Origin of the sequence: Coralloluteibacterium stylophorae (assembly GCF_018122625.2) — a bacterium.
Lineage (GTDB): Bacteria > Pseudomonadota > Gammaproteobacteria > Xanthomonadales > Xanthomonadaceae > Coralloluteibacterium > Coralloluteibacterium stylophorae.
Genome location: NZ_JAGQFT020000001.1, coordinates 262,949 through 275,134 on the forward strand (window position 1 = coordinate 262,949; position 12,186 = coordinate 275,134).

A 12,186-nucleotide genomic window follows, 5' to 3' on the forward strand; every position below is an offset into this window, starting at 1 on the left:
GGCCGATGCGGAGCCCGCACCTCGGGTCGACCCGAGGTGGGGTCCGCCCGGATTGTCCCGGGGTGCGGAGACGGCCGAAGGTGCGGGCAGTCCTTCGTGCCCGAGCCCCCCATGGTCGACGCCCTCTCTTCCGCTTCCAGCAGCCAGGCCTCGCTCGCGTCGAGCGACTACGTCGTCCGTGCCGGCGACACCATGTCGTCCATCGCCGAGCGCAGCGGCGTCGGCCTTGCCGACCTGCTGGATGCCAATCCGCAGGTGCGCGATGCGGACCGGATCCAGGTCGGGCAGGCGCTGACGATCCCGGATGCGCCGCCGCAGCGGGCGTCGGCGCAGGCGCACACCGCCTCGGATGCGGGCGATGGCGTGCATCCGGCGATCCACGCGCAGCTGGCGGCCAACGACGGGGGCGCCGACGCGGCCGGCTGGATGGGCATCGCCGAGCGCGAGCTGGGGCAGAGCGAGGTGGCGGGCGCGCAGTCGAACGCGCGGATCATGGAGTACCACGACGCCTCCGGCTTCTGGGGCCCGGACGACAGCGGCGCCGCCAACGCCTGGTGCGGCTCGTTCGTGTCCTTCGTGATGAAGGAGGCGGGCTACCCCATCGCCAACGAGGCCTACCGCGCGCGCGAGTGGGCGAACTGGGGCGATGCGGTGCCGCGCGACGCGATCCAGCGCGGCGACGTGGTCGTGTTCCAGAACCACGTCGGCTTCGTCGACAGCGTGCAGGGCGACACCGTGCAGCTGCTCGGCGGCAACCAGAGCAACAGCGTCAACGTGGCGCCGTTCGACCTCAACGACGCGATCGCGATCCGCCGGCCCAGCGGTGCGCCTTCCGCCCCCGCGCCGTCGCCCGCGCCGGCTCCCGGCGGGCAGGTCACGGTGCAGGCCGGCGACACACTTTCGGCGATCGCCGGGCGCAACGGCGTCGGGCTCGACGCGCTGCTGGCGGCGAACCCGCAGTTCCGCGGCAACCCCGACCTCATCCACCCCGGCGACACGGTGACGCTGCCGGGCGCCGCCAGCACCACGGTCACCGTGCGCAGCGGCGACACGCTCTCGGACATCGCCCAGGCGCATGGCGTGAGCCTGCCGGCGCTGCTGCAGGCCAATCCGCACCTCGCCGCGAACCCGCACCTCATCCATCCCGGGCAGTTCGTGACCGTGCCCGCCGCCGGCACCGCCGGTGCGGCGCCGACCGCACCGGTGGACCACGCGCCGGCGCCGGTGGACGAGGGCGCCAGCGCCCGTGCCGACGGCCGCGATACCGTCATCAGCCACGCCGACGGCAGCGTCGAGACGCGCAGCGGCGGCACCCTGGCCTGGCGTAACAACAACCCGGGGAACATCCGCGCGGGCGACTTCGCCGACGCCCACGGCGCCATCGGCACCGGGCCGAGCGGCTTCGCGGTGTTTCCCGACCGCGCCACCGGCGTGGAGGCCATCGGCGCACTGCTGCAGGGCGACAGCTACCGCAACCTGAGCGTCAACGACGCCATCAGCCGCTACGCGCCGCCGGTCGAGAACGACACCGCGTCCTACCAGCGCACGATCGAGAACCTTACCGGCCTCGACACCGGCCGCACGATCGCCAGCCTGTCGGCGGCGGAGCTGTCGCGCGTGGTCGATGCGATCCAGGTGGTCGAGGGCTGGCAGGAAGGCAGCGTCGCCCGGCAGTGATCGCAGGTGCGCGGTGAGCCGTGCCATCCCGACCTCGCTCCCGGCGGCGGTGATGGCCGGCGCAGGCGGATCCCGCACGACGCGCCCGCGCTTCGCTGCCTGAGGCGGCCTGCGCTTCGCGGCGTCATCGCAGCGGCTTGCTAGCCTGCCGGGCCGTCCAACGACATCCCCAGCCATGATCCGTCTGCCCGCGTTCGCCGTCGTGCTCGCCGCGCTCGTCGGCTGCGATGCCACAGGGGCCTCCCCGGCACCGCCACCGGGTGCGGCGGTCGATGCCCCCGGTGGCGGGGGGCGGTCGTATCGGCTGGAAGCACCCGGCGCCGTGGTGCAGGGCCGTGTGGTCCTGCGCGACGAGCAGGGCCCGCCGGGCTTCGGCGAATCGCCCGACGATCCGGTGGTGCGCGTGCCGGTGCTCGAACTCGCCGCGCCGCTCATCGTCGAGGCAGCCGCGGGCGGTGCGGGAACGAAGCGCAGCGTGGATGCGCTGCAACTCGCGGGCACCGGTGCCCGGGACGTCGGCACCGGCTGCCGACGCATCCGCGGGCGCCTGTTCGCCGCCGAGACCGGGCACCACTACACGCCGGTGCTGATCGAGGTCGCGGCGGCCGAGCCCGCGGACGGATGCGGCGCGGCGCCGCAGTCCGGACCGGGCGGTGCCTGCCGCGGCGGCAGCTTCGAGGAGGCCTGGCCGGCGTTCCGCGAGGATCTGGCCCGCCGCGACTGCGCGACCCTGCGCAGGCACGCGCGCCTGCCCCTGCACAGCCACGGCGTGCTGGACGACGACGCCACCCGCGCGATCGGTCGCGACGGCTTCGATGCCGCCTGCGCGCGCTGGCTCGACGCCGACGCAGGACTGCCGCGGCCCTCGCAGCCGCTCGCCGCCTACGCCGCGTCGGAGGCCGCGCGCGCCCCGTCCTGGCGCCTCGGCCCCGGCATCGAGGACCAGGCCCGCGTCGGCGCACTGCTGTTCCGCCGCGACGACACCGACGGCTGCTGGCGCTGGACCGACTACCACCGGCGCTGAGCCTCGCAGCCGGCTGGAGACCTGTTCCACCGGAGCGCCTGCCTCCCTGAGACGCGTCCGGCTTCCTGTCCCCTTGGCGGGAGGGAGCAGCGCGGACCGGTCCGCGGCCGGCGGTGCTACGGCATGGCGGGCTTGTGGCGGTGGCGCCGGCGGCACGGGTCGCGGCTGAAGCCGCTCCTACCGGAGCCCCGCAGTCCTGTCGGCTCAGCGCGGCGGGCGGACCATGCGCTCGAGCAGGTGCTCGACGGCGGCGTCGAGGTCGGTGCACTTGCCCATGTGCGTCGGCGAGGTCTGGATGATGGCGCTGCGCCGGGCGGTGAGCCAGTGGAAGCGCGCGCGTGGCGGCAGGGCGCCGATGGGGCCGCCGTCCGCTCCGCCGCGGCAGATGGCGGGAATTGCGTCGAGGTGGCGGCGCAACTGTTCGAGATCGGCCTGCGGGTCCAGCGCCAGCACGCGTGCCGGCTCGAGTTCGATACGCGCCTCGAGGAAGCCGCGCCGCTCGCACGACAGGATGATGCCGACGTTGATGAACTCCTCGCGCTCGACCCGCGGCACCACGCGGATCACGGCGTAGTCGTAGCTGTCATGCGCGGGCATCGATCGCCCCCTGCACGAAGGCCTCGCGGTGCCGGACGCGCCGGCGCAGATAGGCGAGGTACGCCTGCCGCTGTCCGGCCGCGTCGGCGAAGGCGTCCGGGCCTTCGAGCCAGCTGTCCGGCAGCTGCGCGACGATGCCCTCCAGGGTCGCGTCGCCGAGCCGCTGTGCGAGGCCTGCGTCGACCGCGGCCAGTTCGCTCGCCCAGGGCAGCAGCACATGGTCGCGGATCTGCGGGAACGGACGCTCGGCACCGGCGCTGTCGCCGGTCCAGCCGTGATGGAAGTACAGCGCCGCACCGTGGTCGATGAGCTGAAGGCGCCGGTGCCAGACCAGCAGGTTCGTGTTGCGCACGCTGCGGTCGACGTTGCTGACGAAGGCGTCGAACCACACGATGCTGGAGGCCAGCGCGGCATCCGGCTGCTCGGCGACCGGATCGAAGTTGATCGCGCCGGGCAGGTAGTCGAGCGCGAGGTTGAGGCCGCCGCTGGCGCGGATCAGCGCCTGGATCTCGGGATCGCCCTCGGTGCGCGCGAGCTCCGGGTCGAGTTCCACCAGCACGATCTCGGGTACCGGCAGGTCCAGGGCGCGGGCGATCTCGCCGCACAGCAGCTCGGCGACGAGCGCCTTGGCACCCTGGCCGGAGCCACGGAACTTGAGGACGTACAGGCCCTCGTCGTCGGCCTCGACGATGGCGGGCATGGAGCCGCCCTCGCGGAGCGGGGTGACGTAGCGGGTGACGGCGACGGTGCGCAGGAGCATCGCGCAAGGATACGGGGCGGGCGCACGGGACGAGGCCACGTCCGGCCAGGCGCATGCATGCGCACCGACCGCGGCCGCAGGGTGAGGCACCACCGGTGCCGACGACGCGCCCCGCTCAGGCCGCCAGCGGCGGCCGGGTCGGCGGCGAGGGGTCGTCGTCGTGGTCGAGTTCCGGCGCGACGGGTTCGTTGGCCGGTGCCGCGTCGCTGCCCGGCGCCTGCACCACCGGCCAGTCGGCCGCGGTGAGCACCGGCAGGCCATAGGCGGCGCGCGCCTTGTCGCACTGCGGGCTCGGCGCGCCGTGTTCCCACGAGGCGGGCACGTCGCGGCACACGCTCGGGCGCACCGGATGGATCGAGCAGCGCGAGTAGGTGCCGATCTCGGCATCCAGCGCGATGCAGCGCGGGGTCTTGGCCCAGGTGCCCTTCATCGCCAGGCGGTGCCCGTCGAGGACCTCGGTCAGTTCCCGCGGCACCACGCCGCCCAGCTCCGGCTCGGCCTCGGACCAGTGGAAACCGACGCGGTACATGGTGCAGCAGGCGCCGCAGGTCAGGCAGGGGTGCATGGCGAGGGACCGGGCTGTGCGCGGAAGGGGCGGAACGGGCGTGGGCGCGGATTCTGCCCGAAGCCGCGTGCGGCGGGCAGGGCGCCGGCCACGGAGTGGGCCGCGCGTTCATGACGCGGCCCCTGTGGGACGCGGCTGAAGCCGCAACCAGGTTGGTCGCTGGCCGCGCCCGCAGCGTCCCGGAGCGGGATGCGCCGACCCCGTCGGGGCTGAAGCCCCTCCCACAGGCCCGCCCGATGCGTGTCCGCCACCGTCATCGGGCGTGGATGGGGGCGGGCGCTAGGGTGAGGAGCACCGTTTTCCGTGGACCAAGGCGCCGATGCGATCTCCCCTGCGACCCAAGGTGCTCGACGCGTGGTGGCGCGGCGCCGTCATCTACCAGGTCTATCCGCGCAGCTTCGCCGACAGCAACGGCGACGGGGTCGGCGACCTGCCGGGCATCACCGCGCGGCTCGAGCACATCGCCGCGCTCGGCTGCGACGCGGTATGGATCTCGCCGTTCTTCCGTTCGCCGATGCGCGACTTCGGCTACGACATCGCCGACTACCGCGACGTGGACCCGCTGTTCGGCACGCTGGCCGACTTCGACGCGCTCGTCGAGCGTGCGCACGCCCTGGGTCTCAAGGTGCTGATCGACCAGGTGCTCTCGCACACCTCCGACCTGCACCCGTGGTTCGTCGAGAGCCGCGCCAGTCGCGACAATGCGAAGGCCGACTGGTACGTCTGGGCCGACCCGAAGCCCGACGGCAGCCCGCCCAACAACTGGCTGGCGATGTTCGGCGGTGGCGCCTGGCAGTGGGAATCGCGGCGCCGGCAGTACTTCTTCCACGGCTTCCTCGCCAGCCAGCCCGACCTCAACTTCCACCATCCCGAGGTGCAGGCCGCGGTGCTCGACGTGGTGCGCTTCTGGTGCGAGCGCGGCGTCGACGGCTTCCGCTTCGACGCCTGCAACAACTTCTTCCACGACGCCGCGCTCGCCGACAACCCGGTGTCGACCACGCAGCAGCGCGCCCGCACCAGCACGGTCAGGCGCGACAACCCCTTCCACCTGCAGTGGCACGTCAACGACAAGAGCCGGCCGGAGAACCTCGCCTTCCTCGAACGCCTGCGCGGCGTGCTCGACGAGTACGGCGTGGCCAGCATCGGCGAGATCGGCGACGAGGACGCGCCGCCGCTGATGGCCGACTACACCGCCGCCGGCCGGCGCCTGCACATGGCCTACAGCTTCCAGCTGCTGCAGGGCGACGGCTCGGCCGCGCGCATCCGCGAGGAGGTCGAGCTGCTGGAGCGCGAGCTCGCGCGGACCGGCGGCTGGGGCTGCTGGGCGCTGTCCAACCACGACGTGACCCGGGTGGCCACGCGCTGGGCGCCCGGTGGCGCGGTCGACGATGGCTTCAGCCGCCTGCTGCTGACCCTGCTGTGCTGCCTGCGCGGCAGCGTGTGCCTGTACCAGGGCGAGGAACTCGGCCTGCCGGAGGTCGAGGTGCCGTTCGAGCGCCTGCAGGATCCCTACGGCATCGCCTTCTGGCCGGAGTTCCCTGGCCGCGATGGCTGCCGCACGCCGATGCCGTGGGTGGCGGATGCGGTGCAGTGCGGCTTCACCGCGGTCGAACCCTGGCTGCCGCTGGCCGGCTCGCACGCCGAGCGCGCGGTCGACCGCCAGGAGGCGGATCCGCGCAGCACGCTCCGGCACGTCCGCCGCCTGCTGGCATGGCGCCGCGACGAACCACGGCTGCGGGTCGACGACATCCGCTTCCACGAGGCGCCGGAGGGCGTGCTGCTGTTCGAGCGCGGGCCGCTGCCGCGCGACCCGCTGCAGCCGGCGCCGGGCAGTCTCGTGCTGATGTTCAACCTTGGCGGCGACCGCGTGCTCGTGCCGCGCCCGGCGCTGCTGCGTGCGGCCACTCCCTTCCCGGACGCTCCCGTTCCGCCGGCCGGGACGGCCGACGACGATCCCGACGCCTGGGTCCTGGCCCCCCACAGCGCCGCAGTGGCGCAGCTGCCTGCCTGAGGGTGCAGCTCCTTGCAGGCGGGGGAAGGGGCGAAAGCCAGGCGCCTGGCTCTACGGCTTGGGAAGGGGCGCCAGGCGAAGCGCGGCCCGCTCGCTCTCCCGCACGGCGGGGGAGGGTTGGGGTGGGGGCGCGGCGCAGCCGCGGCTTCTCGTTCGTGGGAGATGCCCAGCGCGCTGCGCGCCTCACCCCCATCCCATCCTTCCCCCGCAGGCGGGGGAAGGGGCGGAAGCCAGGCTCCCTTTCCCGCAGGCGGGGGGACGGGCCAGAAGCGCTACAAGCCGGGCGCCGAGGGCGTGGGATATGCCGAGCTCCTCAGGCGTAGCGCGGGATCGGGCCCAGCTGCGGGGTCTGGTCGGGGAGGCCGACGATCGTTTCGTCGACATAGCACCAGCCCCATCCTTCGGGCGGGTCGTAGCCCTCGATGATCGGGTGGCCGGTGGCGTGGAAGTGGGCGCTGGCGTGCCGGTTGGGGGAGTCGTCGCAGCAGCCGACGTGGCCGCAGGTGCGGCACAGGCGCAGGTGGACCCAGGTGTCGCCGCTGGCGAGGCAGTCCTCGCAGCCGCGCGCGCTCGGGGTGACGGTGTGGATGTCGGATCGATGCGTGCAGTGCGGCGCGGTCATGGGGCGGTCATCGGTTGGGCGGGAAGGGGGGCGGCCGCGGCGGTCGCCGCGAGGTACTGGTGGATCTGGGCGACCACCGCCGCGCCTTCTCCGACCGCCGCCGCGACCCGCTTGGTCGAGCCGGCGCGGACGTCGCCGATCGCGAACACCCCGGCGCGGTCGGTCTGCAGCGGCAGGGTCGGCAGGCCGCGGCCGCAGGGGCGGCCGGTGACGACGAAGCCGGCCTCGTCCAGCGCCACGCACCCCGCGAGCCAGCCGGTGTTGGGATCGGCGCCGACGAACAGGAACACGTGGTGCAGCGGACAGGCGTGCGTCTCGCCGGTGTCGCGGTCGCGGAAGGTCGCCGCCTGCAGGCCGGCGGCGGCGTCGCCCTCGAGCGCGACGATCTCGGTGCGCACGTGCAGCTCGACGTTCGGCAGCGCGGCGATGCGCTCGATCAGGTAGCGCGACATCGACGCCTCCAGCCCCGGTCCGCGCACCACCAGGTGCAGGCGGCGGACCTTCGGCGCGAGGAACACCACCGCCTGGCCCGCGGAGTTGCCGCCGCCGACCAGGGCCACCTCCTCGCCCTCGCACAGCCGCGCCTCGACCGGCGAGGCCCAGTAGGACACGCCGGCGCCCTCGAACAGGGCGAGGTTCTCGATGCGCGGGCGCCGGTAGCGCGCGCCCGAGGCGATGACCACGGTGCGCGCCTGTACGCTGCGGCCGGCGCCGTACTCCAGCCGCAGGCGGCGGTCGGCGGGGTGCGCGGCGGTGCAGTCCAGGCGCGCGATGTCGACCGGGATGGCGAGCTCGGCGCCGAACTTCAGCGCCTGGTTGTAGGCGCGGCCGGCCAGCGCCATGCCGGAGATCCCGGTCGGGAAGCCGAGGTAGTTCTCGATCCGGGACGAGGCGCCGGCCTGGCCGCCGATCGCGCGCTGGTCGAGCACCAGCACCGACAGCCCTTCGGACGCCGCGTACACGGCGGTGGCCAGTCCCGCCGGACCGGCGCCGACGACGGCCACGTCGTAGCGCCGGTCCGGGTCGAGCTCCGGCGTCATGCCCAGGCACTGCGCGGCCTCGCCGTCGCTGGGCCGCTTCAGCACGGTGCCGTCGGGGCAGACCATCAGCGGCAGGTCCTCGGGCAGGATGCCGAGCCGCTCGACGAGCGCGCGGCCCTCGGCGTCGCCCTCGGCGTCGACCACGGTGTTGGGATAGCCGTTGCGGGTGAGGAAGCCCTGCAGCCGGGTCAGCGCCGCCTCGCCCGGGCGCCCGACCAGCACCGAACCGGCGGCGTCGCCCTCGATCAGGCCGACCCGGCGCAGGATCAGCGCGCGCATCACGACCTCGCCGATCTCGGCCGATCCCACCATCAGCGCGCGCAGGTGCGCGGCGTCGAACGGCAGCGCAGTGCAGCCGTGCGGGCCCGCGCGGCCGGCGGCGAGCGAGGCGCGGCCGGCGAGCTGGCTGACCTCGCCGGTGAACTGGCCGGCATGGTGGACCACGACCGGCTTCTCGCGGCCGAGCCCGTCGCGGCGCACGACCGCGATCGCGCCCTCGAGCACCAGCCATACCGGCGCATGCTGCTCGCCGACGTCGAACAGCATCTCGCCGGGCGCGAAGCGGCGCGGCGCGTCGCTGGCGAAGCGGCGGGCGGTGCCGACCTGGGTGCAGTCGAGCTGCGGGAACATCTGGTGGCGGCGGGTATCGACCAGGCTCATGGTGCGTTCTCCGGGCGCGGCGGCGGACATCCTGCCCCGCGCGCGACGATGGGGCGCCCGAGGATGCGCGTCCGGATGGACGGCGCGCTTGTACGCGACGGCGCGATCGCCACCGGCGCCGGAGCGCCGGGCAGGAGGCCGCCGGCAGCCTCGCAACATCGTCCTAGGTGGAGCCCGGGCGCGTCGCTAGCCTCCTGCGCATCGACGCCTCCGGGCGCGGGGCATGCCGCTCCGCCGGGTGTCCGCAGGAGACCAGGATGACCGACCCACGCCAGGACGCGCCCGCCGATGCGCTGCGCCGGGATCTTCTCGTCGGCGGCCTCGGCGCCGTCGCGCTGTCGATCCTGCCGCTCGGCGCGGGCGCCGCCCCGCATCGCCAGACCGCTTCGCCAACCGCCTCCCACACCGCAAGGACCCACACGATGAGCAGCATCAAGACGAAGGACGGCACCGAGATCTACTACAAGGACTGGGGCTCGGGACAGCCGATCGTGTTCCACCACGGCTGGCCGCTGAGCGCCGACGACTGGGACGCGCAGATGCTGTTCTTCCTCGACGCAGGCTACCGCGTGATCGCGCACGACCGCCGCGGCCACGGGCGCTCGACCCAGACCGCGACCGGCAACGAGATGGACACCTACGCCGCGGACGTGGCCGAGCTCGCCGCCGCGCTCGACCTGCGCGAGGCCATCCACGTCGGCCATTCCACCGGCGGCGGCGAGGTGGCCCGCTACGTGGCGAAGCACGGCAAGGGACGCGTCGCCAAGGCCGCGCTCATCGGCGCGGTGCCGCCGATCATGCTCAAGACCCAGGCCAACCCGGGCGGCCTGCCGATCGAGGTCTTCGACGGCTTCCGCAAGCAGCTCGCCGCCAACCGCGCCGATTTCTACTGGCAGGTGCCGATCCCGTTCTACGGCTTCAACCGCGAGGGCACGCCGGTGATCGAGGCGGTCCGCGCCAACTGGTGGCGACAGGGCATGATGGGCGGCGCCAAGCCGCACTACGACTGCATCAAGGCCTTCTCCGAGACCGACTTCACCGAGGACCTCAAGGCCATCGACGTGCCGGTGCTGGTGATGCACGGCGACGACGACCAGATCGTGCCGTTCGCCGATTCCGCACCGCTGTCGGACAGGCTGCTGAAGAACTCGACGCTCAAGGTCTACAAGGGCTTCCCGCACGGCATGTGCACCACGCACGCCGACGTCATCAACGCCGACCTGCTGGAGTTCATCCGCGCCTGAGGGTCGGGCGCGGCTTCGGCCGCGACCGCTCCGCTCCGGCCTCCCCTGTAGGTAGGAGCTTCAGCCCCGAACGGGCGTGTCCGCAGCGGCGGGCCGTCGGGGCTGAAGCCCCCTCTTACAGGAGGCCTGTTCCGCCTCCGGGTGGGTGCGGTCCGATCCACATCCACATCGCATCGGCATCCACATCCGCATCGCCCCACGACAGCCATCGTCGGTGCCTCTTCTTCGGCGGGTACGGCGGATGGCAGGCGATGCGGGAATCTGGGGCCAGGGTCTGGACGGCTTCCGTGCCGCCGTCGCCGGCGACGCGCCCACGCCCGGCTGCGGCGCGGTCGCGGCGGTGGCGGCCGACCTCGGCCTCGCCCTGGTGATCAAGGCCCTGCGCATCAGCGACCGGCACGGCGCCGATGCCTCGCGCGGGCGCCTCGCGGGCCACGCGCAGACCCTGCTCGAGCGCCTGGGTGCCTACGCCGACGAGGACGTGCGCGCCTTCGCGCGTCACCTGCGCGCCGACGATGCGGACGTGACGGGTGCGGAAGGCCAGGCGCACCGCAACGCGTGTGCGGTGCCGCTGGCGACCGCGCACGCCTGCCTCGAAGGTCTGGGCCTCGCGCTCGCGGCATGGCCGCTGTGCGCGGCGGCCCTGCGCAGCGACGTCCACGCCGGGGCGCTGCTGCTCGACGCGGGCCTGCGTGCTGTGCTCGTCAACGTCGAGGCCGACGCACCCGCGCTGCAGGATGCGCGGGCGCGCGCGGAGGCGCTGCAGGCGCGGGATCGCCTGCGGGACGATGCGCAGGCGCGGATGCGCGAACTCCAGGCGCTGCTGACCGACACGGCTCGCTGACCCCCAGGTGCGGTGGCGGGCCGCAGGCCGCGGCTAACGCCGCGAGCGGCGGCTCCCGTCGCTGCGCACCTCTTCGCGCCCTCCTGAGCGGTATGCGCGGATCCTCGCGGGACCGCACCGCCCGGAGCCCGTCATGACGCCTTCGCCGAACGGTCCGATCCCGCCCTCGGACATGGACCCGCGCAGCAACGACCCGATCCCCGGCCCGCACCCCGGCCGCCAGCACAGCGACGGGATCGAGGAGGACGAGACCGAACGCGAGGAGGGCATCCGCCACGGCCACCTCCCGCCGAAGTAGGGGCGGCGCCGTCGCCTGTGCTTCGGGGACGCCCGCAACGCGCGCGCTGCGCGCGGCCCCGTCCCGGCATCCGCCCGCCAGGAAGGGGACGGATTCCGTGCGCTGGAACAAGCGTCGCCCTCAGCCGCGCAGGAGGGCCTCGACGTGCAGGCCGACCGGCAGGGCCAGGAACAGCGACCAGGCGACGAGGAACACCACCGGCGCGCGCCTGGCGAACAGCGCGCCCTCGCGCCGGCGGTGGACGACATCGCGGAAGGTGCCTTCCCCGAATCCCAGCGTGTAGGCGCCGAGTTCGGGGTGGCGGTCGAGCAGCTCGCCGAAGCGGTCGCGCCAGCGGCCCACCAGCGCGTAGGCGGCGTGGATGCCCGGCCGCGCCAGCAGGACCAGGACGATGCCCAGCACCGCCAGCGCCGGCGGCAGCAGGATCGGGAACAGACTGCCCCAGCGGCCTTCCGAGGCCGACATGGCCGAGGCGTAGGCGATCACCAGGAACGACTGCGAGCTCAGCAGCGAGTTCATCCGGCTCGCCGCGAGCTGGCTCTCGTGCTCGATCTCGGCGCTGTAGAACTTCATCAGGTCGAGCGGGGGGATCTCGGTCCTGTCGCTCATCGGCGGCCTCTGCTGTTTCACGGGGTCGAAGGGCCCGCCGCCTTCCATACCGAACATCTGCCCGTGGCCCGGCTCGACTCCGGCGAGGTGGGCGCGCGCGGTGTCGGCGCTCCGGCCGGCCGTCCCGGGCATACGGGCTGCCGGCGGCGCGGCCCCGGCGCCGGGCCTCTCGGGGCGCGGCGGGCGCGACCCGCGACACTAGCGGTGCGTCCGTGCGCGTGCGGTGAGCCGGACG

Annotated in this window: 12 protein-coding genes; 6 read left to right on the forward strand and 6 right to left on the reverse strand. The window is 73.9% G+C overall.

Annotated features, from left to right (window positions below):
• The first annotated feature begins 111 nt into the window (after positions 1-111).
• Positions 112-1,677 carry a TIGR02594 family protein gene (locus KB893_RS01105; RefSeq protein ID WP_211925899.1) on the forward strand — a complete coding sequence of 522 codons (1,566 nt, stop codon included), beginning with the start codon at positions 112-114 and terminating at the stop codon, positions 1,675-1,677.
• 175 nt (positions 1,678-1,852) lie between these two features.
• Positions 1,853-2,701 (forward strand): DUF4431 domain-containing protein, encoded by an 849-nt coding sequence (locus tag KB893_RS01110; RefSeq protein ID WP_211925898.1) that lies wholly within the window; start codon positions 1,853-1,855, stop codon positions 2,699-2,701.
• 204 nt (positions 2,702-2,905) lie between these two features.
• On the opposite strand, the gene KB893_RS01115 is transcribed toward KB893_RS01110, so the two are convergent.
• The 3 genes from KB893_RS01115 to KB893_RS01125 form a co-directional block, all read right to left on the reverse strand.
• Positions 2,906-3,298, reverse strand: coding sequence for a DUF3037 domain-containing protein (locus KB893_RS01115; RefSeq protein WP_211925897.1), 393 nt, complete (start codon positions 3,296-3,298; stop codon positions 2,906-2,908).
• Positions 3,285-4,052, reverse strand: coding sequence for a HipA family kinase (locus KB893_RS01120; protein ID WP_211925903.1), 768 nt, complete (start codon positions 4,050-4,052; stop codon positions 3,285-3,287). Before KB893_RS01120 ends, KB893_RS01115 begins: the two co-directional genes overlap by 14 nt.
• A gap of 121 nt (positions 4,053-4,173) precedes the next feature.
• Entirely contained in the window at positions 4,174-4,623 is a 450-nt protein-coding gene (locus KB893_RS01125; protein WP_211925896.1) for a YkgJ family cysteine cluster protein, read from the reverse strand.
• 319 nt (positions 4,624-4,942) lie between these two features.
• Between KB893_RS01125 and KB893_RS01130 the strand changes: the two genes are divergently transcribed.
• Positions 4,943-6,634: an alpha-amylase family glycosyl hydrolase gene (locus KB893_RS01130; RefSeq protein ID WP_211925895.1), complete on the forward strand. Its 1,692-nt coding sequence runs from the start codon at positions 4,943-4,945 to the stop codon at positions 6,632-6,634.
• A gap of 313 nt (positions 6,635-6,947) precedes the next feature.
• Here the strand turns inward: KB893_RS01130 and KB893_RS01135 are convergent, their stop codons facing one another.
• Complete coding sequence (locus tag KB893_RS01135; RefSeq protein WP_211925894.1) at positions 6,948-7,256, reverse strand: UBP-type zinc finger domain-containing protein; 309 nt, start codon at positions 7,254-7,256, stop codon at positions 6,948-6,950.
• Positions 7,253-8,956, reverse strand: a complete 1,704-nt coding sequence (locus tag KB893_RS01140; protein ID WP_211925893.1) for an FAD-dependent oxidoreductase — start codon at positions 8,954-8,956, stop codon at positions 7,253-7,255. Before KB893_RS01140 ends, KB893_RS01135 begins: the two co-directional genes overlap by 4 nt.
• Before the next feature lie 422 nt (positions 8,957-9,378).
• Between KB893_RS01140 and KB893_RS01145 the strand changes: the two genes are divergently transcribed.
• The 3 genes from KB893_RS01145 (at position 9,379) to KB893_RS01155 (ending at position 11,342) form a co-directional block, all read left to right on the forward strand.
• The gene (locus KB893_RS01145) at positions 9,379-10,200 is read left to right on the forward strand and encodes an alpha/beta fold hydrolase (protein ID WP_211925902.1); all 822 of its coding nucleotides are present in this window, start codon (positions 9,379-9,381) and stop codon (positions 10,198-10,200) included.
• Positions 10,201-10,441: 241 nt separating this feature from the next.
• Positions 10,442-11,044, forward strand: a complete 603-nt coding sequence (locus KB893_RS01150) for a cyclodeaminase/cyclohydrolase family protein (protein ID WP_211925892.1) — start codon at positions 10,442-10,444, stop codon at positions 11,042-11,044.
• 133 nt (positions 11,045-11,177) lie between these two features.
• Positions 11,178-11,342 (forward strand): hypothetical protein, encoded by a 165-nt coding sequence (locus tag KB893_RS01155; protein ID WP_211925891.1) that lies wholly within the window; start codon positions 11,178-11,180, stop codon positions 11,340-11,342.
• A gap of 120 nt (positions 11,343-11,462) precedes the next feature.
• Here the strand turns inward: KB893_RS01155 and KB893_RS01160 are convergent, their stop codons facing one another.
• Positions 11,463-11,951 (reverse strand): hypothetical protein, encoded by a 489-nt coding sequence (locus tag KB893_RS01160; protein WP_211925890.1) that lies wholly within the window; start codon positions 11,949-11,951, stop codon positions 11,463-11,465.
• Positions 11,952-12,186: the final 235 nt, after the last annotated feature.